The organism is Pseudomonas sp. MEJ108 (assembly GCF_030208985.1).
Taxonomy (GTDB): Bacteria; Pseudomonadota; Gammaproteobacteria; order Pseudomonadales; family Pseudomonadaceae; genus Aquipseudomonas; species Aquipseudomonas fragariae.
Genome location: NZ_JARVSW010000009.1, coordinates 49,787 through 74,163, shown reverse-complemented (window position 1 = coordinate 74,163; position 24,377 = coordinate 49,787). Strand labels below are relative to the sequence as shown.

The 24,377-nt window shown below is 59.8% G+C and carries 27 protein-coding genes; 23 read left to right on the top strand and 4 right to left on the bottom strand.

Features of this window, described 5'->3' with window-relative positions:
• Positions 1-34: 34 nt before the first annotated feature.
• The 22 genes from QRN50_RS05135 (at position 35) to QRN50_RS05030 (ending at position 17,952) form a co-directional block, all read left to right on the top strand.
• Positions 35-238: a hypothetical protein gene (locus tag QRN50_RS05135; protein ID WP_096126841.1), complete on the top strand. Its 204-nt coding sequence runs from the start codon at positions 35-37 to the stop codon at positions 236-238.
• Positions 239-538 (top strand): head-tail connector protein, encoded by a 300-nt coding sequence (locus tag QRN50_RS05130; protein WP_096126842.1) that lies wholly within the window; start codon positions 239-241, stop codon positions 536-538.
• Positions 538-858: a head-tail adaptor protein gene (locus QRN50_RS05125; RefSeq protein WP_096126843.1), complete on the top strand. Its 321-nt coding sequence runs from the start codon at positions 538-540 to the stop codon at positions 856-858. The genes QRN50_RS05130 and QRN50_RS05125 overlap by 1 nt, the downstream gene beginning before the upstream one ends.
• Before the next feature lie 10 nt (positions 859-868).
• Positions 869-1,033, top strand: a complete 165-nt coding sequence (locus tag QRN50_RS05120) for a hypothetical protein (protein WP_192873875.1) — start codon at positions 869-871, stop codon at positions 1,031-1,033.
• A gap of 3 nt (positions 1,034-1,036) precedes the next feature.
• Complete coding sequence (locus tag QRN50_RS05115) at positions 1,037-1,537, top strand: HK97-gp10 family putative phage morphogenesis protein (RefSeq protein WP_003313677.1); 501 nt, start codon at positions 1,037-1,039, stop codon at positions 1,535-1,537.
• Positions 1,530-1,916 (top strand): DUF3168 domain-containing protein, encoded by a 387-nt coding sequence (locus QRN50_RS05110; protein ID WP_058399391.1) that lies wholly within the window; start codon positions 1,530-1,532, stop codon positions 1,914-1,916. The genes QRN50_RS05115 and QRN50_RS05110 overlap by 8 nt, the downstream gene beginning before the upstream one ends.
• Before the next feature lie 55 nt (positions 1,917-1,971).
• On the top strand, positions 1,972-2,469 hold the full coding sequence (locus QRN50_RS05105; RefSeq protein WP_096126844.1) for a hypothetical protein: 498 nt from the start codon (positions 1,972-1,974) through the stop codon (positions 2,467-2,469).
• 11 nt (positions 2,470-2,480) lie between these two features.
• A complete protein-coding gene (locus QRN50_RS05100) occupies positions 2,481-2,816 on the top strand; it encodes a hypothetical protein (RefSeq protein ID WP_096126845.1) in 336 nt (111 codons plus the stop codon).
• Between the two features lie 65 nt (positions 2,817-2,881).
• Entirely contained in the window at positions 2,882-3,058 is a 177-nt protein-coding gene (locus QRN50_RS05095) for a hypothetical protein (RefSeq protein WP_239986806.1), read from the top strand.
• Positions 3,059-3,079: 21 nt separating this feature from the next.
• On the top strand, positions 3,080-6,577 hold the full coding sequence (locus QRN50_RS05090; protein ID WP_285427507.1) for a phage tail tape measure protein: 3,498 nt from the start codon (positions 3,080-3,082) through the stop codon (positions 6,575-6,577).
• Positions 6,577-6,915: a phage tail protein gene (locus tag QRN50_RS05085; RefSeq protein WP_096126848.1), complete on the top strand. Its 339-nt coding sequence runs from the start codon at positions 6,577-6,579 to the stop codon at positions 6,913-6,915. The genes QRN50_RS05090 and QRN50_RS05085 overlap by 1 nt, the downstream gene beginning before the upstream one ends.
• Entirely contained in the window at positions 6,912-7,661 is a 750-nt protein-coding gene (locus QRN50_RS05080; protein ID WP_096126849.1) for a phage minor tail protein L, read from the top strand. The genes QRN50_RS05085 and QRN50_RS05080 overlap by 4 nt, the downstream gene beginning before the upstream one ends.
• A gap of 2 nt (positions 7,662-7,663) precedes the next feature.
• Positions 7,664-8,476 (top strand): C40 family peptidase, encoded by an 813-nt coding sequence (locus QRN50_RS05075; RefSeq protein WP_096126850.1) that lies wholly within the window; start codon positions 7,664-7,666, stop codon positions 8,474-8,476.
• 13 nt (positions 8,477-8,489) lie between these two features.
• On the top strand, positions 8,490-8,912 hold the full coding sequence (locus QRN50_RS05070; protein WP_024650653.1) for a hypothetical protein: 423 nt from the start codon (positions 8,490-8,492) through the stop codon (positions 8,910-8,912).
• 54 nt (positions 8,913-8,966) lie between these two features.
• The gene (locus QRN50_RS05065) at positions 8,967-9,551 is read left to right on the top strand and encodes a tail assembly protein (protein WP_096126872.1); all 585 of its coding nucleotides are present in this window, start codon (positions 8,967-8,969) and stop codon (positions 9,549-9,551) included.
• 57 nt (positions 9,552-9,608) lie between these two features.
• Positions 9,609-13,313 (top strand): TipJ family phage tail tip protein, encoded by a 3,705-nt coding sequence (locus QRN50_RS05060; RefSeq protein ID WP_096126851.1) that lies wholly within the window; start codon positions 9,609-9,611, stop codon positions 13,311-13,313.
• 1 nt (position 13,314) lies between these two features.
• Positions 13,315-13,617 (top strand): hypothetical protein, encoded by a 303-nt coding sequence (locus QRN50_RS05055; protein ID WP_055009944.1) that lies wholly within the window; start codon positions 13,315-13,317, stop codon positions 13,615-13,617.
• Complete coding sequence (locus QRN50_RS05050) at positions 13,617-14,483, top strand: hypothetical protein (protein WP_096126852.1); 867 nt, start codon at positions 13,617-13,619, stop codon at positions 14,481-14,483. The genes QRN50_RS05055 and QRN50_RS05050 overlap by 1 nt, the downstream gene beginning before the upstream one ends.
• 16 nt (positions 14,484-14,499) lie before the next feature.
• A complete protein-coding gene (locus QRN50_RS05045; RefSeq protein WP_096126853.1) occupies positions 14,500-15,840 on the top strand; it encodes a tail fiber domain-containing protein in 1,341 nt (446 codons plus the stop codon).
• Between the two features lie 64 nt (positions 15,841-15,904).
• Positions 15,905-16,438 (top strand): glycoside hydrolase family 19 protein, encoded by a 534-nt coding sequence (locus QRN50_RS05040; protein WP_096126854.1) that lies wholly within the window; start codon positions 15,905-15,907, stop codon positions 16,436-16,438.
• 93 nt (positions 16,439-16,531) lie between these two features.
• Complete coding sequence (locus tag QRN50_RS05035) at positions 16,532-16,711, top strand: hypothetical protein (RefSeq protein WP_058399409.1); 180 nt, start codon at positions 16,532-16,534, stop codon at positions 16,709-16,711.
• Positions 16,708-17,952, top strand: coding sequence for an SGNH/GDSL hydrolase family protein (locus tag QRN50_RS05030; protein ID WP_096126855.1), 1,245 nt, complete (start codon positions 16,708-16,710; stop codon positions 17,950-17,952). Before QRN50_RS05035 ends, QRN50_RS05030 begins: the two co-directional genes overlap by 4 nt.
• A gap of 20 nt (positions 17,953-17,972) precedes the next feature.
• Here the strand turns inward: QRN50_RS05030 and QRN50_RS05025 are convergent, their stop codons facing one another.
• The gene (locus tag QRN50_RS05025) at positions 17,973-18,611 is read right to left on the bottom strand and encodes a hypothetical protein (RefSeq protein WP_096126873.1); all 639 of its coding nucleotides are present in this window, start codon (positions 18,609-18,611) and stop codon (positions 17,973-17,975) included.
• A gap of 745 nt (positions 18,612-19,356) precedes the next feature.
• Here QRN50_RS05025 and QRN50_RS05020 point away from each other — a divergent pair.
• A complete protein-coding gene (locus QRN50_RS05020; RefSeq protein WP_003402541.1) occupies positions 19,357-19,887 on the top strand; it encodes a DUF4760 domain-containing protein in 531 nt (176 codons plus the stop codon).
• A 69-nt stretch (positions 19,888-19,956) separates the two neighbouring features.
• On the opposite strand, the gene QRN50_RS05015 is transcribed toward QRN50_RS05020, so the two are convergent.
• The 3 genes from QRN50_RS05015 to QRN50_RS05005 are packed head-to-tail and all read right to left on the bottom strand — an operon-like array spanning position 19,957 to position 24,176.
• Positions 19,957-21,036 (bottom strand): lipocalin-like domain-containing protein, encoded by a 1,080-nt coding sequence (locus tag QRN50_RS05015; protein ID WP_096104013.1) that lies wholly within the window; start codon positions 21,034-21,036, stop codon positions 19,957-19,959.
• Positions 21,026-23,506 (bottom strand): ABC transporter permease, encoded by a 2,481-nt coding sequence (locus QRN50_RS05010; RefSeq protein WP_096126856.1) that lies wholly within the window; start codon positions 23,504-23,506, stop codon positions 21,026-21,028. The genes QRN50_RS05015 and QRN50_RS05010 overlap by 11 nt, the downstream gene beginning before the upstream one ends.
• Position 23,507: 1 nt before the next feature.
• Positions 23,508-24,176, bottom strand: a complete 669-nt coding sequence (locus QRN50_RS05005; protein WP_096126857.1) for an ABC transporter ATP-binding protein — start codon at positions 24,174-24,176, stop codon at positions 23,508-23,510.
• Positions 24,177-24,377: the final 201 nt, after the last annotated feature.

Genomic DNA, 24,377 nt, shown 5'->3' with positions numbered 1-24,377 from the left:
GCACTTCGCCGGCCTTTTTGTTTTCGGAGGCAACATGAAAGTCAGAGCGTTATGGGGATTCGTGGGTGATGCTGATCTGCTCAAGGCCGAATCGGCGAAGGTAAAGCGAGGAGAAGTGTTCGACGACGTCAACGACGAATATGCCCACGTCCTGATCGGCAAGGGCCTTGCTGAAGAGGTTGACGGCAAAACCGCTCCTAAGACCAACAAGCAGGCCAAGCCCGGAGAGAACAAGTAAATGATCGACCTGGCGCGCGTGAAGCTCCACCTCAAGGTGGACGGCGAAGAGGAAGACACTCTCATTGCTGGCTACTTCGAGGCGGCCAAGTCTCACGTCGCTATGCACTGTGACCGTGAGCTCGTTGAGGAAAATCCGGCCGGTCCAGAGCAGATGGGTTTTACCCCGGACGTCGAGCAGGCTGTGCTGCTGCTCGTCGGTCACTGGTACGCCAACCGTGAAGCGGTGGTCATCGGGACTATCTCAACAGCGGTACCGTTGGCAGTTGACCGACTGCTCTGGCCAAGGAAGCGTTTCTGATGAGAGCTGGCTCAATGCGACACCGTCCTACGCTCTACAAGCCTGAGCGGGTCAAGAATCGAACCGGTGGTTTTGACGACGCCTGGATAGAGTCCGGCCAGCTTTGGGCAGAGTTCACACTGCCTACCGGGCGCATCGAGGCTGTTGCTGAAAAGCTTTCTGCGGTGGTTACCGCAGAAGTCCGGGTCAGGCCACGGCCGGACCTGATTGCAGGCTGCCGTCTGGTGAACAGAGGCGTCACCTATCTGATCGTGGCTGCACTGCCAGACAACGAGCTTTCAATGCTCCGGCTGCTCTGCACCAACGTTCCCAATCCTTGAGGAAAATCCTATGAAAGTTCGAGCACTTGCCAGTTTGTCCGGCGCCGTTGGCGAACAGGCTGAAGGCGATGAATTCACCGTGGACGCTGCTACGGCAAAGTCTCTGATTGATCGCGGCCTGGTCGAAGAGGTCAAGGACACCCCGGTCCCGAAAGCCGAAAAGGCAAAGGAGTAACCCATGGCTCGCCGGTCCCGTATGTCCGGTGACTTCAAGCTACGCCGGACGCTGCGCAACATTCATCAGAACGTGGATAACGAGCTGCGCCCGGCCATGCAGGAGGCTGCCAACAAGATCCTGGCCACCATGAAGTCAACCATCCCTCGGGACACTGGCGAAGCGGCTGGCGCCCTGAAGGCGTTTGTCTCCAAGAGTGGCCTGGATGCGCAGATCGGCATTCGTGGCAAAAAGGACAACCGCCGATTCTTTTACCTGCGGTTTCTGGAATATGGCACCAAGGGCTACGACGGGAAAAAGCGCGCGGGCAACCGCAGTCGTTCGGTCAAGAACAAGTCGGACGGATCCACGTTTTTCGGCAAGTACCCGAGCATACCAGCGCTGCCGGCTCATCCGTGGTTGCGGCCTTCGCTGGACGTGAACCGGGAGGTGGTGATGGCGGACATCCGCGCCGCCGTGAATCGAACGCTGAAGAAGGCCAGCCAGGGAGGAAACGATGGCTGATCCGTCCGTTGCCCTTCAGGTAGCAATTTTCGAGCGGCTACAGGCCGAGGTGTCATGCCCCATCTACGATGGCGCACCGCTGGACACGCCCATGCCGTATGTCTCGATTGACCGCGAAATCTCGACCAACACCAGCCCTATCGCCGGGCGAAAGCGTCAGCAGCGCCTGCTCTACCTCACCGTCTGGTCAGATGCTCACGGCCAGGCCGAGGTCAAGCGTATCAACGCTGAAGTGACCGCCGCGCTTGACGAGCGACCATTGCCGCTGGAGGTTGGCCGGGCAGTGTCTGTCCGTGTCGAGCGCGCCGACTCACAGCGTGATGCCGACGGCGTCACGTACATGGGCGCTATTACGGTCCGCGTCATCACCACTCACTGATTCAACATCTGCCGCCTTGCGGCTTTTATCCAATGTGCCTTTTGGAGGAATTTCCATGGCCGACGACAATTTGAACACCGCTGCAGGCTGCCGACTTGGCCTCGGCACCAAGACCGGCGCCGATACAGAAGCCGATTACAAACAGGACGTATACGTCGACGTAGGCGAAATCGAAGACCTGGGCGAGTTTGGCGACACCTTCAGTTCGGTGACCTTCACGTCGCTGAAGGATGGCCGCGTGCGCAAGTACAAGGGTACTGCCGACGCTGGCGACATGACGCTGACTGTCGGCCTGGACAACGGCGACGCGGGCCAGAAGGCCGTGAAGGTTGCGCACAAGGACCGCTCCAAGGGCGACTACAACATCAAGGTCACGCTGAACGACGGTGACGCAACAGCAACGCCTGCCGTTCTGCCGACCACCTTCTACTTCCGCGTGAAGGTGATGAACAACACCGTCGCGCCTGGCGCAGCGGACAACGTTGTGCGCCGCAACATCACCATGGGCATCAACTCCGATGTCATCGAAATCGCTGCCGGCCCTGCCGCCTGATCGGGTGAACCATGAGCAAGACATTGCACGGCAACATCGACCTTGTCATTGGCGGGGTCACCTACCAACTGCGGCCGACCCTGGCTGCCGTCCGTGCTATCGAGGCGCGTTTCGGCGGACTCCGAGGTGCAGCCAGCGCGCTGCATCAGGTCAGCGTGGACGGCGCCGCGCTGATCATCGCTGCAGGTGCCAACCTGACTGAAAAGCAAACGGAAGGCCTGGCAGAGGCGGTATGGCAGGCGGGCGTAGCAGACATGACCCCGCAGCTGAACGATTACCTGGCAGCCCTGTACAACCCGCGCGGTGGTGAGCCGGGAAAGGAGCAGCCGACGGAGTCAGCGCCGTAGAGGCGGGGAGCTACGTCGATCGGCTTTATGCGGTGGCCACCGGCTGGCTCGGTTGGTCACCGCAAGTGGCGTGGCATACCTCGCTGCCCGAACTGTTCCTCGCGATGGACGCGAAGATCGAGTGGGCACGAATGACCAGCCCGTTCCCCAGCAACACGCAATCCAGCCCCCAATCCAAACCCAAGCCGGCGACCGTCGCGCAGAAGCTGCGTATGGCGCTGACCGGCAAGGGCAGCACATAACGTTTTTCCGGAGTTCTACACGTGGCCGATACCGACGTCCAAGGCATGCTGGTTCGCATCGAAGCCACCACGGCGCAGCTGCGCCAGGAGCTGACCCGTTCGGAAGGCTCGGTGTCGAGCACCGCTCATAACATCGATCAAAGCCTGGGTCGGATCGACAACGCTTTCGACCGAGTGAACGCGAGCGCCCAGACGGTGGGTCGTGCGGTCACATCAGCATTCGATCAGATCGGCGCCGGTAACCTGGCCGCTGCTGGCTCTATCGCTGGGTTGGTGGCGCTGACGACCAGCACCATAGATTACGCGAAAGAGGTCAAGAACCTTTCCGCGCTATCGAACACCACGGTCGAAGACTTCCAGCGCATGGCCTTTGGTGCAAAAACTGTCGGCGTTGAGCAGGACAAACTGGGCGACATCCTGAAAGACACCAACGACCGCGTCGGCGAATTCCTGCAGCGCGGCGGCGGCGAGATGTCTGATTTCTTCAAGGAAATCGCGCCGAAGATCGGGGTAACTGCTGGCCAGTTCGCCAATCTGTCCGGCCCACAGGCCTTGCAGCTTTACTACACCTCGCTCGAAAAGGCCGGGCTGAATCAGCAGCAGATGACGACCTATATGGAGGCGATGGCCGACGAGACGACGGCATTGATTCCACTGCTGCGCAATAACGGCAAAGGGTTCAAGGAGTGGGGGGATCAGGCCGATCGCGCGGGCTCGGTTATCTCAGAGTTTAACGTCAACCGCCTCGTCGCTGCTGGGCAGGCTATTTCCGGTTTGAAAGCAACCTTCTCCGGGGCGGCCAACCAAATCACCATCGGCCTGCTGCCAGGTATAGAGAGCATCACCAAGTCTCTACAGGGGCTGAGCGACAACGGCGGCGCTAAGCGTCTGGGCGAGACGATCAGTTTTCTTGCCGAGAACGTGGATGTACTGGTCGCAGCGCTGGGCGGCAAGATGGCGGCGGCTTTCGCCAAGTTCGCCATCGATGCGGTCGCATCGTCTGCGACGGCTACCAAGGCGATGCTCACCAACATTGCCACCACCAAAGCTTCGGCCATTGCCAAGGCCGAGGAAACGGCGGCGTCGGCGGCGGCTACTGCGGCCAAACTACGCGAATCAGTTGCGGCGTACTCGGCAGCTCAGGCGCTGGAAGCGGAAACAATCGCGCGGCTCGCCCAGGTGCAAGCCGCGCGCCAGGCGCTCGCCTATCAGGCCAGCCTGGCTGTTGGCACGGTGGAAGAGACGCGATACACCGCAGCGCTGGCCGCAATGGATGTCGAACTTGCAGCAGCCAAGACGGCGGCAGCTGCTGCCACCCAGCGCCTGACGATCGCTACTGCGGCGTCTTCGTCGGCGATGGCTCGCGACACTGCCGCCACAACCGCAAACGCAGCAGCACAGGCCCAGGCCGCCGCCGCCAAGAACGTGCTGGCGCGGGCAAGCTCGTCGCTGTTGGCGCTGCTGGGAGGGCCTGCCGGGATCGCTGCGCTGGCGATCGGCGTCGGCGTGGCGTTCCTGGCCATGGGTTCCAATGCCCAGACCGCACGCACGGACGTGAACGATCTGAAGCGGTCGGTCGAAGAAGTGCGCAAGGAGTTCGCGCAACTGACCCGCGACCAGCAGCAGGGCGCACTGGTGCGTATCACCGAACAGCAACGCGACTCGGCCAAGGAAGCCGCAGACGCGTTCGAGGGCCTGCGCACGTCAATGCAACGCGGGCTCATCGGACCGCGCTCCAGCGAGGCCGGCGGCAAACAGTTTGCTGCGTTGGCGAGCAGCATGGACGAAGCAAGGAAAGCGGGACAACCGCTGTCCGACACGATTCTCAAGGTTGGCCAATCGCTTGGCATTCCTCAGAAACAGCTGGACGGCTGGGTCAAACAGTCCGAAGCCGTCAGCACGCTCGACGTTAATACCAGCCTGTTGGCGGCCCGCCAAGAGTTGTACACCAAGCAGCTCGATGGCAGCACCAAGAGCACGAAGGACAAGAACGAAGTCGATATCGCCGCCGAGAACGCCGGCAAGAACTATCAGCAGACCCTCGACAAGCAGATCCATGCGCTCAAGGACAAAACGAAGCTCGAGGAAGCCGACCGGTTCATTACCGAGAACAAGATCGACCCGCAAGGCGCACTGGCAAAACAGATTCGCGATACCGCCAAGGCCTACGACGCCCAGAAGGATGCGGACAAATCTGCGACAGAGTCGGCGCAAAAACATAAAGAGGCCCAGAACAAGCTCGAGCAGCAGCTCAAAACTGCGGCTGACGCCTACGCCAAGCTCAAGGAAAGCTTCGATCCGGTCAGCGCGGCGGCGGATGAGCAGGCGAAAAAAACCGAGGAACTGCGGCTGCTTTACAAGTCCGGGAAGATTTCCACGGAAGAGTACGGCCAAGGCCTGCAGTGGCTGCAACAGCAGTATGACCAGACCGTAGCGTCCGCCGGCGGAATGGCTGAAGCCATGAAGTACGAGGCCGACCTGCAGCGCCAGCTCGCTATTGCTACCGCGTCTTACCAGCAGACAGCCGCAGCAGTAGGAATGGGTAGCAAAGAGGCTGAGCGGGCACAGGCGCGCTTGTCGCTTGAGCAGGACACCAACAACAAGGTGTTGGCCTTACGCACCGAGCTGGCAACTGCCACCACAGACAAGCAGCGCCAGGCGCTGGAAACACAGATCGCCCTGACGCAGCAGTACGGCGCCAAGCAACTGGTGGCAATGCAGCAAGGGTATGTGAATCTTGATGCCGCTCAGGGTGACTGGAGGCTGGGAGCAAAGTCCGCATTTTCCGATTATCTGGACTCGGCCAAGGACGTAGCCGGGCAGACGAAGGCCGCTTTCACAAGCGCTTTCGGCACGATGGAGGATTCGCTGAACACGTTCGCGACCACGGGCAAGTTCAAGTTCTCTGATTTCGCAACATCCATCATCACTGACATGGGGCGCATCGCCTCTCGGAAAGCGTCTTCCGCTTTGCTGGAGATGCTGTTCAATGCGGGAGTCAGCTCTCTGGGTTCCAGCGGTGCCGGGAACGGATTGGCTGCGGGGTCTGCTGGCGCGGTGTCATCGAATCTCGGCGCCTCGCAGGCCGGCTACTCATCGACCTACTTCGCCCAGGCCAAAGGTGGTGCGTGGTCGGGTGGAGTACAAATGTTTGCCGACGGTGCAGCGTTTACCAACAGCATCGTCAACACACCCACGGCGTTTGGCATGGCCGGAGGTGGGACTGGCGTGATGGGTGAGGCCGGGCCGGAGGCGATCATGCCGCTGGCGCGCGGTGCAGACGGATCACTCGGTGTTCGCATGGTTGGAGGCGCTGCCGCCAGCGGCGGCACGGTCGTAAAAGTGGAGGCACCTGTTTACCTGACCCTTGAAGACCGGAGCGGCGAAGGCATGGAGATCGACAGCGCGGCGCTTCAGCAGAATATGCAACGCCAGATGCTCGGGGTTGCACAGAAAGCCATCGCCGATTCATGGCGACCCGGAGGCACAAGCCACCGAAACACCAGCGGGAGAGGCTGATGGCCGTAGAAACCTTTATTTGGGAGCCAGACGATGAGGCGGGAGGGGACAGCACTTTCAGAACCCGTGAGTCCAAATTTGGTGATGGCTATGTACAGGTGTCCAGTGACGGCCCGAACGCTGAAGAGGACATCTGGTCGCTGTCGTTCGGCGGCACTGGCAGCGAGATCAAACCGATTGTGGACTTCATCCGTGATCATAAGGGCGCCCGGGCGTTCCTATGGACACCGCCCGACGAAAGCCTCGGGCTTTATCGCTGCTCTGCTTTCCGTCGACAAAGAAAGCCAGGAGGCCTCGCCGTTCTGACCGCCACATTTGAAAGGGCATACCATCCATGAGTTTGATCACTCAGTTGCAGAAGCTTGAGCCGGGCGCTGATATTTTGCTGTTTGAGCTCGATGGCTCCGACTACGGCGCTGACGTTCTCCGGTTTCACGGGCACGCCATACCGCACACGGCGGATGAACTGACAGCGGCCGGTGCCGACGCTGATCAGCTACCAGCCAAACCCATCTATTGGCAGGGCGAAGAATACAGCGCCTGGCCGGTCCAACTGGATGGAGTGGAAGCAAACAGCGACGGCACCGCAGTAAGGCCTACATTTGCGGCAGGCAACGTCAACGGGCGCATCACAGCGCTCTGCCTGGCATTCGAGGATCTGCTCGAGTTCAAACTGACCATGCGGCACACGCTGGGCCAGTACCTGGATGCAGAGAACTTTCCTGCCGGCAACTCTGACGCTGATCCGACTCAAGAATCTATCGAGGTCTGGTATCTCGATCAGAAAACCAATGAGGACGGTGAAACGGTCAGTTGGGAACTGGCCAGCCCGGGCGACGTCGGCGGCGAATCGATTGGCCGGCAGATGACCACGCTTTGTCACTGGTGCCTCACTGGTGGATATCGTGGGCCGAACTGCGGCTACACCGGGCCATACGTCGACAAGGACGGGCAGCCCACCGATAACCCTGAACTTGACGTCTGCGACGCCACGTTGACGCGCGGCTGCACGCCGCGCTTCGGGGCTGGCAACGAAGTACCCTTTGGCGGTTTCCCCGCCGTATCGCTGATCGCGCGGAGCTGACCATGCTGAAACACATTCTGGCGACAGTGCAGGCGCATGCGGCGGCTGAGTACCCGCGCGAATGCTGCGGGTTGCTTCTGGGCGTCGGGCGAAAGCAGCAATACTTTCCCTGCTCCAACACTGCGACCGATCCAAACGAAGAGTTCCGCATCAGCCCCGACGATTACGCAGCTGCGGAAGACCTGGGCACCGTTATCGGAGTTGTCCACTCGCACCCCGACGCGACCAGCAGGCCGTCACCGCGCGACCTCGCGATGTGCGAAGCGACGGAGCTGCCTTGGCATATCCTCAGTTGGCCAGAGGGCGACCTGCGTACCATCGTGCCCACCGGCAACACGCCGCTTTTGAAACGCCCGTTCGTGCATGGCGCCTGGGACTGCTGGCAGGTCTGCGCCGATTGGTACAGGCGTGAGTTCGGCCTGGATTTCGAAGCGTTCAAACGAACAGACGGCTGGTGGGAAAGCACAGATTCTGAAAGCCTCTACGAGTCCAACTACGAGTCCGCTGGTTTCGTCCGGGTCGATCAGCCGCAGCGCGGCGACATGATCGTAATGGAGGTCGGCCGGACCAAGCACCCGAACCATGCAGGGATCTATCTCGGAGCCGATGCCACGCTACCTGACGAGGACGGCCGGGTGTACGGGCCTGGGCCTTTTCTGCTGCACCATCTATACGGCAGGCCAAGCGAGATCATAGTTTTCGGCGGGCCTTGGCTGGACAGGACACGTTTGATACTTAGGCACAGCAGGGCAACGCAGCTTGTACAGCAGGCGTGGATGGGTGGCCAGGTCGGTGTTACGCTTCAGGCTCACTGAATGAGGGATCACCATGCGAATTTTAATAGGGACGCTTTCTTTGGCGCTGCTGGCTGGATGTTCTAGTGCACCAATATCCGTTGGCCAAGCGGAGCCTGTGCCAGCTGACGAGCTTTATGCGTATCAAACAAAACCTGCCGGCGATAGCGGGAAAGTTACGGTCATTCGAGATCAGGGCTTTGTTGGCTCTGGCTGCGATATCGTCGTATACGTGGATGGTCACAAGGCTGCCAAGGTAGGCACTGGTCAGCGCGCGAGCTTTTACCTGAAGACTGGCAGTCCAAGTATTGGTGTAGGTCTTGCGGGGTCTGGATTATGTGCAGGCGCAGCTGTCAGGACGATCTCTGCGAACGTCCAAAGCGGGCATGAAAGCATTTACAGGATCACTGGCGATATGGGCGGTTTTTATATAGGCCCCTACGTCGAATACCAGTGAGTCAATCTTTTCAAAAGGCCGCCTCCGGGCGGTTTTTTTGTGGCCGGGGAAATTATGGCAGCAATCCACTATTCGCCGATGACGACCATCAAGCTGTCCGGCTCATTGGCTCAAAGATTTGGGCGGGTACATCTCAGGCAGATTGACTCAGGTCAGTCGCAGGAAGTCTTTCGATCGCTCAAAGTGACCATCGAAGGCTTCGCCGAAGAGATCAGCCGCTTGGATAAGCTGGGTATGCGATTCGCTATTTTCAGAAATGGGAAAAACGTTGGAGTGGACGCCCTATCCCTTGGAGGAACTCGCGAGATTCGTATTGTCCCGGTGGTTGGGGGCAGCAAGCGAGGCGGAATACTGCAGACAGTAATTGGAGCAGTGATGATCGCTGTTGGCGCCTACACCGGGCAGGCATGGCTAGCGCAGACTGGTGCGGCCTTGGCGATCGGCGGCGTTATCCAAATGCTCAGCCCGCAAACTTCTGGCCTGAAGCAAAGCGCCTCTCCCGAAAACCTTCCCAGTTACGCTTTCGGCAGTGCCAAAAACACCACGGCCAGCGGCAACCCTGTCCCGATCTGCATCGGTGAGCGGCGCTGGGGCGGGGCAATTATTTCCGCCTCAATCTACGCCGAAGACAAAACGTAACTACACCCGGAACACCGAGCCGCCCAAGAGGCGGTTTTTTTGTGCTTGGAGAAAAGCATGGGCGCAGCACTGAAGATCTATATCCACGGTGAGAAAGGCGGTAGCAGCAACCCTAAGTCGTCGACCGAGGCCTCCGATAGCCTGCGCTCAACCAACCGGGCCAAGCTACTCATTGCAGTGGGTGAGGGCGAGTTCGAGGGGACGCCGACCGACGCCGATATCTATCTCGACAACACACCGATTAGAGATGCCAGCGGCAATCTAAATTTCCAGAATGTGAAATGGGAGTGGCGTACCGGCTCTGTTGACCAGTCGTACATTCCTGGCATCCCCTCAGTTGACAATGAAACGACCGTCAACGTCGAGTTGCGCAGCGACACTCCTTGGGTGCGCTCCATAACCAACACCCAGCTGTCTGCCGCTCGCGTGCGTTTGGCATGGCCCGCGCTTCAGGCACAGGATGACAATGGCGTAGGCGGCTACCGTATCGAGTACGCCATCGACGTGGCCACTGACGGCGGCAGCTACAAGGAGGCCCTGCTGGAGGCCGTGGACGGCAAAACCACCACGCGCTACGAGCGATCGCGCCGCATCGATTTGCCCGCCGCGACATCAGGCTGGCAGATCCGCGTCCGCCGCCTGACCGCCAACCAGAACACCAACAAGATCGCCGACACCATGCTGGTGGCCGGGCTCACAGAGGTCATCGACGCGAAGCTGCGCTACCCGAACACGGCGCTGCTCTACATCGAGTTCGACGCTGAGCAGTTCACCAACATTCCCGAAGTGACGGTCAAGTGCAAGGCGCGCAAATGGTCCGTGCCGAGTAATTACGACCCGTTCACCCGAACCTATTCGGGCGTGTGGGACGGTTCCATGAAAGAGGCATGGACCAACAACCCTGCCTGGGTGACATACGGCGTTTGCACGCAAGATCGTTTTGGCCTGGGCAAGCGCATCAAGCCGTGGATGGTCGACAAATGGGAGCTGTACCGCATCGCGCAGTACTGCGACCAAGACGTTCCGAACGGGGTCGGCGGCTTAGAGCCTCGCTTTTTATGTGATATGAACCTGCAAGGCAAAGCCGAAGCATGGTCACTACTGCGCGATATATCCGGCATTTATCGCGGCATGACTTACTGGGCACAGGGCAAGCTGGTTGCGCAGGCTGACATGCCGCGCAGTCAGGACTTCGACTATGTCTTCACTCGTGCCAACGTCATCGGCGGCAAGTTCACCTACGGCAGCGCCTCGGCGAAGACGCGCTACACCCGGGCAATCGTTGGTTACGACAACCCGGACAACAACTACGACACCGACGTCATCCCGTTCGCCGACCCTGTTCTGCAGCGCCGCTTCGGTGACAAGCCGACTGAGCTGACTGCCATTGGATGCACCCGCGCTTCTGAGGGGCAGCGCCGGGGTAAGTGGGTCGTGATGAGCAACAATCAAGATCGCACCGTCAGCTTCAGTACCGGCATGGAGGGCGCGATTCCGCTGCCGGGATACATCATCCCAGTCGCTGACTCGCTTCTTGCCGGCCGGGAGATCGGCGGACGTATTGCTGGTGCTGCTGGAAAAGTAGTAACGCTCGATCGCGACACCCTGGCAAAGGCTGGTGACCGCTTGATCGTCAACCTGCCCAGCGGACAGGCTGAAGGCCGGACCGTGCAGTCGGTCGCCGGCAGGGCAATCACCGTCACCGTCGCTTACAGCGAGACGCCTACGGACCAGCTGCAATGGGCACTGGATGCCGATGACTTGGCTATCCCGCTGTACCGGGTGCTGAGCGTGAAGCGCAGTGCGGAAGGCGAGTATGCAATCACCGCTCTTCAGTACGAGCCGAGCAAGTTTGCCTACATCGACACCGGTGCACGGCTGGAAGAGCGTCCGATCAGCGTCATTCCGATTACCGTTGTTCCATCGCCTGCCAGCGTCTCGCTGGCGTCAACGACGGCGATCGCGCAAAGCCTGGCCGTCACAACGATGAACATCAGCTGGCCAGCAGTGGCCGGTGCGGTAGCCTATGACGTCGAGTGGCGCAAGGACAGCGGCAACTGGATCAAGGTGCAGCGTACCGGCTCCACCAGCGTGGACATCACGGGCATATATGCAGGCGCTTATCTCGCCCGCGTGCGTGCCGTCAGCGCTTATGACATCTCGTCGAGCTGGCGGAATTCCATCCTGACGCAGCTCAAGGGGAAAGAGGGTCTACCGCCTGCCGTAACCTCTCTGGCTGCCGCGTCGTTGATCTTCGGCATCAAACTGAACTGGACCTTTCCGGCAGGTGTGGAGGATACGCAGCGAACCGAAATCTGGTACGGGCCGACGACCGATCTGGCCAAGGCCACGAAACTCAGCGACCTGGCCTATCCGCAGTCTGAACACGTCATGCAGCACTTGAAAGCAGGCGTGACGTTCTTCTTCTGGGCGAGACTGGTGGACCGGACCGGCAACATCGGGCCGTGGTATCCCGCCGGCGTGGGCGTCATGGGACAGACAAGCAGCGATGCCAACCCTGTTCTTGACCTGCTGGACAAGCAGCTGACCGAAAGCCAGTTCGGTGAACACCTGCTTGGCAGGCTCGACCTTATCGACGGCGATGGACCTGGCTCGGTGAACGAGCGACTGGAAGAGCTCAAAGCCAATATCGGGGAAATCACCGACGCGCTGGTCTACGTACCAGCTGATGCCTATGTGCGCGACAACACCGTGCGCGTGGGTGAAAACCTCTGGACGGCCATTGCGGCGGTGCCCGCGGCTGCCGATGGCTCCAACGGTCCGCCGAACCCGAACTATTGGGTGAATACCGGCCAGTCCATTCGCGCCGCTAACGCGCAGGCGGATCAAGTATCCAAAAACACGGCCAACATCGAGACGGTAAACGGTAAGACTACAGCCACTGCCAGTCAACTCGGAGCCTTGCAGGCGTCGACGAGAGACGACAATGTCGAAGGTGCAATGGCAGCTGCTTTGAATGCATGGGAGGAAACAGCCCGCTCTGCACAGGAGGTACGAGTCCGCACTGAGAATGACTTCGCTCAGGCGCAGCGCACCACGCTGTTGGATGCAAAAGTGGCAAACAACGATGCGAAAATTAGCATCGTAGAAACTGCGCAGGCCACCGACAGGGAGGCAACGGCACAGCAGATCACGAACCTGACGGCTACGGTTACCACGAACCAGAAAACGGCTCAGGCGGCCATTCAGTCCGAATCAACTGCTCGGGCAGACGCAGTTGGCGCAATTTCGACGAAGCTGGACCAGGTGCAGGCCAAGGCAAACGACGCGACAGTTGCGGTTCAGCAGACAACCAGCGCGCTGGCCACCACCAACAGCAAGCTGGCTGGAATCTGGTCGGTGAGAATGGAGCTCACGCAAAACAACATCCCGTACGCGGCCGGGTTCGGTCTGGGGCTTGAGAGCGGGGCGGCTGGCACCACCTCGCAGTTCGTGGTGAGGGCCGACACGTTCTTGGTGATGAATACCAGCACTCAATCGCCGCAGTCTCTGTTTGGGATTACCGGCGGGCAGACTTTCATTCGCTCGGCGTTCATTGAAGACGGCTCTATCAACTGGCTAAAAGTTGGAAACCTTCAGTCTTCTGACTATGTGGCAAACACTAGCGGCTGGGCTCTTCCAAAGACCGGGCCATGGCAACTCAACGGCAGCATGACGGATGGACGCAGGTCCACCATCAGCAACTCATCCATCAAGATGTATCACGCCAACGGTGTTGTCGGCATCGACCTGAGTCTTTGACATGACTGGAATAACAATTAAGACACCTGATGGGCGAGTGCTGGTTGATATGACCATGAAGCTCAGTCAGACCATGGGCAGCGTGGATACCAATAGCGTTAATGGGGCGGTGACCATTCCAGCGCCGCCGGCCGGTAAGAGCGCCTACTTTATTGTCGTCCCGCTAGTTGACCTACAGCGGGAAAAAGGCAAGAAGCCGGGTGTCACGCTATCAGGTACTTCGCTGTCCTGGGCTTACTCCTACAACACAAACGGCTGGGGGTACTTCTCGGCAAATTGTCGCATCTACTATGGGTATTACTGATGCCTTCATTGGTTGTAAATAAAGATACCGGTGAGCTGCTCTTTGATACTTCCCGCATCTGTTATGGGCTTGTCAAAAGCGCTTACTTGGCCGCTGGCGAAGTATGGCAGCGGCGAGTGCTGAGATCGGTTACGAACGATCCTGATCAGGGCGGCAGCTACATAGACAGTACGCGTGCGGGCGATCAGATGTTCACTATCACTGTGAATAATCCTCGATCGCCCATTGTCTTTCTGGTCGGTAAAGGCTGCCTGCAGGGAACCTCGATCAGTGGGGCGACCATGACGTTCCACTTCAGTGCGGCAAGTACGGCGACCAAAGCCTACGTGTTCGATCTGATGGCAGACAACATTGCCGGATCGCCATACCTGAAGACCTTCACTGATCAGGCTGTCTGCACCTTCAATTCCCTGCAGCCACCGTTAAACGTGGTTGCAGCTGTTCAGGCTCCAGCGCCAGGCGCGGCGGACGCGTGGAGCCGTAGGCCTCTACCTTACGCAGGGGGGAGCTGGCAGGCCATCCGGACCCAGACCGCTTCTGTCGATTTTCAGAGTCACTTCGTCGTTGATGTACCGCTTGGTCAGGGGATCGAATATGCCGCTTGCTTGCCTTGGTCTCGCGGCGCTTCGGGCTTTATCGATGGATCACTTACGGGCGTAAACGCCAAGGTAATCGGTTTCTCGGAAGGGGCTTATGGCCGCACCGACGGTATCAGTTTCATCTTCGCACCAGCAGGTGCTACGTCCAGCATCGACTTGTCCAGCAACCAGTACAGCTTGCCTGGCTCCCTAGCCAATCTTCCTCTGGATAGATACCCGCAGGCGCTCGTCGTACCGACCGCGAATCTGCCGTTCCCTTACAACTGAATTTTAAGGAGGCTCTATGCCTTGGTTGAGAAACGGCACAGTAGCCGTCACGCAAAATTCCACGACTGTCACCGGCACCGGCACCACCTTCGCGTCCTCATCGCGGGTCGGCGATGCGTTTAATGGGCCTGACGGTCGCCGGTACGAGGTCGCAAACATCGTCAGCGAAACCGTGCTGGCTATTCTCCCTGCGTACTTGGGGGCTACTGTCAGTGGCGCTGCCTATTTCATCGAGCCAGTCCAGGGTTACCCAAAAGCGCTGTTAGATGCTTTCAACACGGTGAACCAGCGCTGGGGTAACACACTGGCAGGGCTGGGCACCACCGGCAACTACGACATGCTGCCACTGGCGAAAGGAGGCACAGGCCGCACTGACGGAAGGGCGCTGTTCTCAGAGGTTGGGGTGCAGCAGGCCAGTGCGCTTTACAACGTGCAAGGCATGTACATGGGCTGGAACTCGGGCTCACAGGGCGAGGGCCACTTCGTAGTAAACCGTGGCGGTGGGGCTGGCGGTTTCACTTGGCGATCAGTCAATGCGGGGAATACAGCCACCGGCCCCAGCATGGCCTACAGCTACGACGGGCTGCTGACAGTTCCATCGTTGTCCGTAACTGCTGCGCCTATTGGCATCGCATCCGGCGGTACGGGCGGCAACAGTCAGGCAACGGCACGAAAGGCTCTTGGTATAGGCAACGATCAGGCTCCCACCTTCGGTGGAATAGAGCTCAGCAACATCAGTCCTTATATCGACTTCCACTATAACAACACCGCAGCGGACTATGACGTCAGGCTGATCAACCAATCAGCGGGCGTGCTGACACTGCAGGGAGCGATGCAGGTCACGGGAAGGCTTGAGTCGGCAGGCACCTGGTGCCGGGCAGGTCTGAGCGCCGGTCGTGGCGGCACGGTATACAACTACAACTGGACCGGATCGAACGTTGACGTCTGGATCGACAACACCTATGTCGGGACCATGACGCTGTTCGGGTCTGACTACCGGTTCAAAAAGTACATCACCGATGCAAAAGTGCCGTCGTACCGTGATCGCATCAACGCTTACAGAATCGTCACCTACCAGCGCAAGGTGTTCGGCGCAGTGTTTCGTGGCGACGGCACCACCTATCAAGGCCTGATTGCACATGAGGCGCAGGCGGTAAATCCCTTGGCCGTGACCGGCGAGAAGGACGGCGTCGACGAAAACGGCAACGCACGCATCCAACAGCTCGACCCGATGGCCTTGATCACCGATCTGATGGGCGCTGTCAAAGAGCTGCACTCAGAATCTGTAGAGCTGCGTGCCGAACTGGCCGCGCTCAAGGCTGCTGCACAGCCAGCGGCCGAACCTGCCGCCGCGTAAAGCCTGCACAGCGACACCCGCACCCCGCCATCGAGCGGGTATTTTTTTGCCTGGAGAAACACCGATGCCGATCACCACGCAGCAACTACTGCAGATCCTCCCGAACGCCGGCCAGAAAGCCGGCGTTTTTGCACCCGTCCTCAACACAGCAATGAGCAAGTACCAGATCGTGACCCCGCTGCGCATCGCGGCCTTCATCGCCCAGGTAGGTCATGAGTCCGGCCAACTGCGCTACGTCCGCGAGATTTGGGGACCGACTCCGCAGCAGTTGGGATACGAGGGGCGCAAAGACCTGGGCAATACCGTGCCGGGCGATGGCTCCAAATACCGTGGGCGCGGCCTGATCCAGATCACTGGTCGGGCGAACTATGCCGAGTGCGGCGAAGCGCTGGGCCTGGATCTGATCAACCATCCCGAATTGCTCGAGCTGGCGCAGCACGCCGCGATGTCGGCGGGGTGGTTCTGGCACCGGGCCGCGCTCAATACGCTGGCCGACAAGCGCGAGTTCGTGACCATCACCAAGCGCATCAACGGCGGCACGAACGGCCTGGCTGATCGACAGGCGTTATACGAGCGAGCCTTGAAGGTGCTGGCGTAAACACCACCGCAACCCGACTTATCTATTTCAGGCCATAGGCCGCAGGGGAATGCAGTGCAGACAGTGACGAAACAAGAAACCTATGACCGCACCATGAAAGTGACGTTGGCAGTGAAGGCGAACGGCGGGTCGGTGACGGTCCAGATCCAGGCCGGTGATAACTGGATCACCACCGACACGTTCTGGAAAGACGGTGGCTATCCGCTGAGCATTCCGCCCGCGACGATCCGCTACGTGCCCGCTGCTGGTGCTTCATTTGAGGTCTACGCATGAGCCTTCTGGTCAACCCAATCCCACGTCGCCAACCGATCCGGCGCGGCCTGGGTCTGCTCGGCGATAGCTTCTCGGGCAACTGCCACACTATCGCGGCGACAGCGTTCGGCACCGAGGCCTATGGTTATGCGGCCTGGATCGCGGCGCGTACCGGCCTATTCCCGAGCTACGTCGACAACCAGGGCAAGCTCGGGGACCACACCGGGCAGTTTCTGGCCAGGCTTCCGGCCTGCATTGCATCGTCCACTGCCGACCTTTGGCTGCTGCTGTCACGCACCAATGACAGCACCACGGCAGGTATGAGCCTGGCTGACACGAAAGCCAATGTGATGAAGATCGTCACCGCGTTCCTGAACACGCCCGGCAAGTACCTGATCGTCGGCACTGGTACGCCGCGCTTCGGTAGCAGGGCGTTGACCGGGCAGGCGCTGGCCGATGCGATCGCTTACAAGGACTGGGTGTTGAACTACGTCAGCCAGTTCGTGCCGGTCGTGAACATCTGGGACGGCTTCACCGAAGCGATGACAGTCGAGGGCCTGCATCCCAACATCCTGGGCGCCGAGTTCATCAGTTCGCGGGTGGTGCCGATCATCACCGCCAACTTCGAATTCCCCGGCATCCCGCTGCCCATTGACGCTGGCGACGTTTACTCGGCCATACGCCCGTTCGGCTGCCTCAATGCCAACCCTCTACTGGCGGGCACTGGCGGCGCGCTACCGGCGGGCGTGAACGCTGTGGCCGGGTCAGTGCTGGCGGACGGCTACAAAGCCGTTGGCTCTGGCCTGACCGGGATCACCACGCGGTGGTACAAGGAGCCTGCCGCCTATGGTGAGGCGCAGTGCATCGAGCTGCGTGGCAACATGGCGGCGGCGGGCGGCTACATCTACATGCAACCTACGGCCAACGTGGTACAGACCAACCTGGCGGCCGGCGACGTTATCGAAATGGTGTCGGCGGTGGAAATCATGGGGTCGTCGCGCGGCATCCTGGCCTGGGAGGCTGAGTTGACTATCACTAGGACGGTCAACGGCGCGTCGTCCACGTTTTACTATCGGTCAATGGACAAGTACCAAGAGCCGTTCACCATGCCGGCCAGCTTTTCCGGGGCACTGGAAACGCAGCGCGGCACGATTGACCTGAGTGAAACCGTGATCGCCTCGCGCATGGGCCTGTACCTGGCTGCAGGTGTGCCGCAGGACTCTACGGTCAAGGCCGCGCAGTTCGGGATACGCAAGGTGTAGATGGGCGAGGCGCCGCTCCGCTACTCTGCCGGAACGCCCCTTTGGCGGCTGAGTGACGGCGGCAGCTTGTTCGGGCACTGCGGGTCTTCGATAAAGCCTCGACCGTCACAGTGCGTGCAATCGTCACGCACTGCGAAACCATCCAGGCAGTGAAGACATCTTATAAATATCGAGTAGCTATGACGCTCCCATAGCGAAACGTAGGCGTTGAAATCGCCTTGGTCGAGGGCTACCGCTGAAGCGTCGACGAGCGCTCGATATTGATCCTCATCGCTCAGGCGTTGATAGCTCACACCGTTGATCTGCCTGGATTGCTCAACCAGTGTCAGCGTCTGGCCGGTTTCGGTATAGATGTAGCGACCCTCGAGCACGCCGTACTTCTTGTAGTCCCGCATGATGAGGTCGTTTTTCTCGTCGAGAAAAGCGAAGTGGGCGGCGTGATAGGGCGACTGGTCGGCCTCATGAAGCACGTATCGGGAGTTCAGCAGGCTGCCGACTACGACGCCGCCCTTGTTGTAGGCCAGATAGTCCGACGCCTGATGCCGCCATTCGTGGTTGCCTTCCTCGGTGAAGTGGCAGAAAGCAGCGCTGGCCAGCTCGAAGAGCTCAAAGCGCTCCAATGGATCGATCAGCCCGCCGGTCTGCATGTCTTCGGCCATGCGCGCCAGAAACCGGTAGGTGACTGCAGGGTTCGTCCATTGCCTCCTGTCGTTGAGCCTTTTGTGCCATTCGGCCAAGGCGTCTGAGCTGTTGCTCTCGTTCATGGGGGTGATTCTCAATTGCTGTATGGGCATACAGTAGTTGAGTCTTTTAGATTTGGGGAGTGGTGTTCGTCGGCAGGACGCCGGGGGAGGGTTTGGTGTGCGTAAACTCGTACCACTTTTCGTACCAATCAATGTTCCCTATAGGGGGTTTTAGTGCCATTCAGCAGCGCTATGACCCCCTATTTACCGCATCTGTCATACACCTGCTAATCCGCACATAAGTCCTTACCGGGTTTCCGTTGGGGAGGTGACTGAGAAAGTGCAGTCACCCAGAAACTGACCCAGTGAGGGCATGGTAGTTTTAGATCAAAAAGTTATAAGCGTTTGTTTTCAGCTGGTTGGGTGCTTGCTTCTGGAATTGATGCTTTCACTGGGTTGGGGTTGCTGTCGTGCTTACCGCACCCGCTTTAGGGCGGATTTTTCTGACATGTAAAGCGGATTCGGCTCATTGACGGTGATGTTTGCAGCACGCTAGTTTGGGGCACATGAAAGCACGTCAACTCACTCGGCATACATAAAGGGGTATCGATATGAACAAGCACGTCGCACAGGCTTGCGAAGAGTACGAAGGCTTTTAAACTTGTTCAGGAATTTCAAATGGAGCCCCGATCGGTCTCCATTTTTTTATGAGAAAAATCATATGGATATGTGTCTGGCTCTGGCCGAGCTGTTGGCAAAAGAAGCTCTGCGCAATGTTCTCCTGTTCTGCGGAGTGCTCACTGCAATCGTTTCGATGTACATGGTGCTGGCGACTGCAAAGAAGAAACAGACCGCAGACCTGTTATTTGGGTGCCGGCTGGATGAGCAGTTGCAACTGGGTAACGCGCGCATCGCCGCCATGCATGATGCCCAGTCGCCGATGAAGGATTTGCTTTTGTCCTGCAACGAGGCTGATCGCAAGGAAAAGGAAGCGGTCAAGTACGTGCTGAACCATTGGGAGCGAGTGGCCGTTGGTATTGTTCAAGGGATCTACCACGAGGAAATGCTGCGCCAGTCCAACCATTCAAATGTCGTGAGCCTGTACAAGAAAGCCAAGCCCTTTATAGACGCGGTGCGTTACAAGGAGCAGAAGGACACGTTTTACAGACATTTTGAAAAAATGGCTTTGTCTTGGGATGAGCGTCCTCTGAAAAACCTGAGCACATGGCCCTATTTCAAAAAGTCAGCCTGAGGTGCGTCGGTGGTTGTCCCCGCGCCAACAGGTGTTTCGAATTGAAGGCGCAACTGCCAGCAGACCCGCTCAATACCCGGTCATCTCCAGATACCCCACGCCTTCCTGACTCCCGCTGAACCTCACCGGCCCCTCCCAGTAGGGGATACTCACGCCCATCCAGGCAGCAGGGTTCAGCGCTTCGCTGATGATGTCCAGATTTCGGTCGGGGACCCTGATTCTCCAGCGGGTGGGCACTTTATGCTCGCCGATCGAGGTTTCTTTCAGTGGCTCAAGGCTGATCTCGTTGGCGTGCAGCATCCGGGTGGTGCCGTCGGCGCTGATCCAGTTACCGGTCAGGTAGGGGGCAGTGCTCTTGTGGCGGATGCGATAGAGCATCAGGCGATCACCGTCTGCCAGTTGCAGCGAAAACCAGTCCCAGCCGCTCTGGTTGGCGGTCAGTGGCTGACTGCTCCATTCGCGGTCCAGCCATGCTTTACCGGTGACCTGATGTGTTTTGCCCTCAATGATCACGCTGCCTTTGGCGTCGAAGAACGGCTGGCTGTAGTAGTACGACGCCTGGCCCGCCTCCGATTTCTGGCTGTAGCCCTGTTCACCCTGCAGCACCAACGGCTTGCTGGATGTCAGGTTCAGGTTGTAGCGGAAGTCCTTGCCGCTGGCCTTCAGCTGCATGGCCGCCAGCGGATCACCGCTGCGGACATGGCTGGTAAATGCCCAGTCATCGATCCACGCCGAGAAGGGTGCCAGCGTCACGTCGGCCTGACCGATACCGCCGCGCGCGTAACGCTCCGCCACATAATGACCGCTGCTAGAAGTCGCCGCTGCATGGCCCAGCCAGATCGTGCCGTCATTCCAGCCGCTGCCGGTCTGTTGGCCGGGGCGTAGGGCATTGCGAAACAGGGTCCATTGCACGCCGAACTGCTGGCCCGCGTCATCCTTGAGGGTGGCGGTGATGTACCACCACTCGATCCGAAAGCCGGGGTGCTGGCCGTGGTCCTGCGGGAATGAAAAGACCTTGCCGGGTGTCACCTGCGCATAGCTGTCGGCCGTATTGCCCAGACCGGCGAAACCGCTTTCAGGTTGTGGTTTGTCGTCGCAGGCGGAGAGCAGCACGACGATGACCAGCGGCATCAGCCATTTACGGTTCATTGGCGAATGTCCTGAGTAGGTCCGCTGGACGGCTGCGGTACAGTTTCAGCAGTGGCCAGGCCGAGGCCAGCAAAGTCGCCAGCATCGCCAGCGCCATCAATTGCAGCAGTTGCAGCGGGAACACCTGCAGCGGCAGGCGCCAGCCAAAGGCTCGAACGTTGATCACCGCATCCAGGCACCAGGCCAGCAGCAGCCCGAGTGGCAGCGCGAGCACCAGTGTCAGGACCGCCAGCAGCCAGGTCTGTCCCAGGTTGAGCAGCATCAATTGCCGTCGAGTGACCCCCAGCGCCCACAACGGGGCGAGCTGCCCGAGGCGGCTCTGGCTTTGAGTCAGCAGGCTGATGAACAGCGCCACGCCAGCCACGCCCAATGTCAGGCTGTTGAGTGCGGCCGTGGCGGCAAACGTACGTTCAAAGACCTGGCTCGACCAACCCTTGAGCTGGCTCTGATCGATGATGTGATTATCGTCCAGCTTGAAACGCGCTTGCAGCCGGGTGACCAGCGACGGGATTGCCGCCTGATCGACCCTCAGGTTGAAACGCACCGGCACCGATTGCGGCCAGTGGGCGAGCAGGTGCCGGGCATTGACCAGCATATGGCCCTTCGGATTGCCATAGTCGGCATAGATCCCGACGATGCGCGGGGTCCACTTGCCATTGGGCACCGGGATGCTCAGCGTATCTTGCAGCCCCAGTTGGAGGCGGCGTGCCAATTGTTCGCTGAGCATGACCGTGTCTTCATCGCGCAAAACATTCCACGGATCACCGGCGACGGATTCCAGAAGCGCCCAGTGCTGGCGATAGATGCTGTGATCGATCACGCCAAACAGGTCCGCAGGCCAGCCCTGGACTTGCACCGGCACCTGCCAGTTGGGCAGCACGGCGCTGATATCCGGTTGCTGGTTCAGCCAGGTGTTCAGCGGCCCGGCCTGCTCGGGGTTCTGCGGGCTGACATACAATTCGGCCGTCAGGCGTTGCTCCAGCCAACTGTTGAACGTCTGGCGAAAACCCGAGGTCATGCTGCCTGCGCCGATGTTCGCGGCCATTGCCAGCAACAGGGCCATCAGCGCCAGACTCAGGGCGGGCAGCTGTTGACGGCAATCCGCCACAAACCATTGCCCGAGCACCGAGCGGCTGCGCTTCAACAGACCGCCAAGCATGGCGTCCAGCAAAACCGGCAGGGCCAGCGCGGCACTGAGCAGCAGGGCGGACATCATCACAAACCCCAGCATCAGGCTGGTGCCGAACACCAGCGCACTCACGCCAACCACCGCGCCCAGCACCGCCACCCACGCCTGGCGCTGCAACCATCGCGCGTGGGCTTGCTGCCATGCCTGGGCATCGGCCAGCGCCAGCAACGGCAGGCGCGCAGCTCGCAACAGGCTGTTGGCACCGGCCAGCAACGCGCCAAGCAGACTCAGGCCGATACCGCTCAGCCACCACCACAGACTGAGGTTCAACTGGCCGGCGACTTCCGCGCCATACAAGCCGCGCAGGCTGGCCGCGACATCCGGCAATAACAGGCTGGCCAGCAGATAGCCGCTGACCACACCAAAAACACCGCCCAACAGCGCCAGTGCCCCAAGTTCTACGCCCAGCGCAGCTATCAACAGACGTGCGCTGACGCCACAGGCACGCAGGTTGCGCAGCAGGCCGCGACGCTGTTCAAGGGCCAGGCCAATGGCGGCGTGGACAATGAACAGACCGACGATGAAGGACAGCACCCCGAGTGCGTTCAGGTTCAGGTGGAAGCTCTCGGTGAGGCGCTCCAGATTGTTTTCTTCGCCGCTTTTCTTGATCACCAGCAGGTCATTCAGGGCTGCCGGCAGCACGGGGTTCTGCCGGGCAAAATCCTTGGCCAGCAGCATTTCGGACAACTGCCCCGACTGGCCCAGCAACGGTTGCGCAAAGCCTATGTCAGTCAGCAAAACGCCAGGCGCCATGTCGGGTTTGGCGCGCAAGGGGGGCAGCGCGACGCCGGTTTCGGTCAGCGGCTGCTGGCCTTCCTCAAGCCCCAGCGCTTGCAGGGTCTGCGGTGCAATCCAGGTCATACCCGGCGGTGTGAGGAAGTCCACGACCTGTTCGGCGTTCAGCGTCTGCCCGGCCAGTGCCGAGCCGGTCGGCAAGGTCACCGGCTCGATACCCATCAGTTGCAGGCGACGGTCTTCGCGCCCTTGAAGCACGATGCGGCCTTGCAGCATGGGCGACACGGGCCAGCCTTCACGGCGCAGCTCGATAAATAACGCCTGCGGGAACAGCCCGCCGCTGCTGGCGGTGATACGGGTCTGCGGCTCGCCGCCAATCAGCTGGCTGGCGCGCTGGTAGCTTTCTCGCGCCTGGCTATTGAGCGCCTGCACACCGGTGAGCAGCGCGGTAGCCAGCCACAAACCGGTCAATACACTGAAAAACTGCACCGGATGACGGCGCCAATGACTCAGCAGGGCGCGCAGCGTCCAGTAGAAAACCCGCATCTCAACGCTCGCCTTCGTCAGCCAGACGGCCCAGATGCAGCACCACTTTACGCGACAACCGCTGCGCGACGCGCGGGCTGTGGGTGACCATCAGCAGGCTGGTAGGGCTGTCGGCGAGGATATCCAGCAGCAGTTGCAGCACCTCGTCGCTGGTGGCTTCATCGAGATTGCCGGTGGGTTCGTCAGCCAGCAGCAGGCCGGGTCGGGAGGCGAGGGCGCGGCCTATCGCTACACGTTGCTGCTGTCCGCCGGAGAGTTGTTCGGGGTAGCGATCCAGCAAAGCCCCCAGACCCAGGCGCTCGATCAAATGCGCCTGCCAATCCGCATCAACACGCCCGGCCAAGCGTGCCTGAAACGCCAGGTTGTCGGCTATTTTCAGGCTGCCGATCAGGTTGAACTGCTGAAACACCAGACCGATTTCGGTACGCCGCCAGTTGGCCAGCTGGCTTTCGTTCATCAGGTCCAGACGCTGGCCTGCGAACTCGATGCTGCCATCGTCGACCTGATCCAGGCCTGCCACCAGATGCAGCAAGGTGCTCTTGCCACTGCCCGATTCACCCATCAACGCCAGGCTTTCGCCCTGTGCCAGATGCAGATCGACACCACGCAAGACATCCAGCGGTCCCTGTGCCGTGGTGTAGCGCTTGAATACGTTTCGCACTTGCAGCATGAGCGGCCCAATTGTTCTGACAGACGCTCAAGAGTAGCGCCTGAGCGTGCTCGTAGGAAATATCGTGCGACGCTCCGCGTCGGCATGCCGTTCAGGACGCTCTGCGTACTCTTTTCGACGCAGAGCGTCGAGAGCTGCATTCCACTGGAGCGTAGGGAACGCTAATCTCAACTGTCGTGCAAGCGAGGATTATCTGCGGGT

Bases quoted from the DNA above. Each gene is read 5' to 3' on its own strand.
- QRN50_RS05115 (WP_003313677.1), top strand. From the start codon at position 1,037: ATGGCTCGCCGGTCCCGTATGTCCGGTGACTTCAAGCTACGCCGGACG.
- QRN50_RS05040 (WP_096126854.1), top strand. From the start codon at position 15,905: ATGCCGATCACCACGCAGCAACTACTGCAGATCCTCCCGAACGCCGGC.
- QRN50_RS05080 (WP_096126849.1), top strand. From the start codon at position 6,912: ATGAGTTTGATCACTCAGTTGCAGAAGCTTGAGCCGGGCGCTGATATT.
- QRN50_RS05075 (WP_096126850.1), top strand. From the start codon at position 7,664: ATGCTGAAACACATTCTGGCGACAGTGCAGGCGCATGCGGCGGCTGAG.
- QRN50_RS05015 (WP_096104013.1), bottom strand. From the start codon at position 21,036: ATGAACCGTAAATGGCTGATGCCGCTGGTCATCGTCGTGCTGCTCTCC.
- QRN50_RS05065 (WP_096126872.1), top strand. From the start codon at position 8,967: ATGGCAGCAATCCACTATTCGCCGATGACGACCATCAAGCTGTCCGGC.
- QRN50_RS05085 (WP_096126848.1), top strand. From the start codon at position 6,577: ATGGCCGTAGAAACCTTTATTTGGGAGCCAGACGATGAGGCGGGAGGG.
- QRN50_RS05060 (WP_096126851.1), top strand. From the start codon at position 9,609: ATGGGCGCAGCACTGAAGATCTATATCCACGGTGAGAAAGGCGGTAGC.
- QRN50_RS05055 (WP_055009944.1), top strand. From the start codon at position 13,315: ATGACTGGAATAACAATTAAGACACCTGATGGGCGAGTGCTGGTTGAT.
- QRN50_RS05135 (WP_096126841.1), top strand. From the start codon at position 35: ATGAAAGTCAGAGCGTTATGGGGATTCGTGGGTGATGCTGATCTGCTC.
- QRN50_RS05100 (WP_096126845.1), top strand. From the start codon at position 2,481: ATGAGCAAGACATTGCACGGCAACATCGACCTTGTCATTGGCGGGGTC.
- QRN50_RS05070 (WP_024650653.1), top strand. From the start codon at position 8,490: ATGCGAATTTTAATAGGGACGCTTTCTTTGGCGCTGCTGGCTGGATGT.
- QRN50_RS05035 (WP_058399409.1), top strand. From the start codon at position 16,532: ATGAAAGTGACGTTGGCAGTGAAGGCGAACGGCGGGTCGGTGACGGTC.
- QRN50_RS05050 (WP_096126852.1), top strand. From the start codon at position 13,617: ATGCCTTCATTGGTTGTAAATAAAGATACCGGTGAGCTGCTCTTTGAT.
- QRN50_RS05105 (WP_096126844.1), top strand. From the start codon at position 1,972: ATGGCCGACGACAATTTGAACACCGCTGCAGGCTGCCGACTTGGCCTC.
- QRN50_RS05110 (WP_058399391.1), top strand. From the start codon at position 1,530: ATGGCTGATCCGTCCGTTGCCCTTCAGGTAGCAATTTTCGAGCGGCTA.
- QRN50_RS05005 (WP_096126857.1), bottom strand. From the start codon at position 24,176: ATGCTGCAAGTGCGAAACGTATTCAAGCGCTACACCACGGCACAGGGA.
- QRN50_RS05120 (WP_192873875.1), top strand. From the start codon at position 869: ATGAAAGTTCGAGCACTTGCCAGTTTGTCCGGCGCCGTTGGCGAACAG.
- QRN50_RS05045 (WP_096126853.1), top strand. From the start codon at position 14,500: ATGCCTTGGTTGAGAAACGGCACAGTAGCCGTCACGCAAAATTCCACG.
- QRN50_RS05030 (WP_096126855.1), top strand. From the start codon at position 16,708: ATGAGCCTTCTGGTCAACCCAATCCCACGTCGCCAACCGATCCGGCGC.
- QRN50_RS05010 (WP_096126856.1), bottom strand. From the start codon at position 23,506: ATGCGGGTTTTCTACTGGACGCTGCGCGCCCTGCTGAGTCATTGGCGC.
- QRN50_RS05125 (WP_096126843.1), top strand. From the start codon at position 538: ATGAGAGCTGGCTCAATGCGACACCGTCCTACGCTCTACAAGCCTGAG.
- QRN50_RS05130 (WP_096126842.1), top strand. From the start codon at position 239: ATGATCGACCTGGCGCGCGTGAAGCTCCACCTCAAGGTGGACGGCGAA.
- QRN50_RS05025 (WP_096126873.1), bottom strand. From the start codon at position 18,611: ATGGCCGAAGACATGCAGACCGGCGGGCTGATCGATCCATTGGAGCGC.
- QRN50_RS05020 (WP_003402541.1), top strand. From the start codon at position 19,357: ATGGATATGTGTCTGGCTCTGGCCGAGCTGTTGGCAAAAGAAGCTCTG.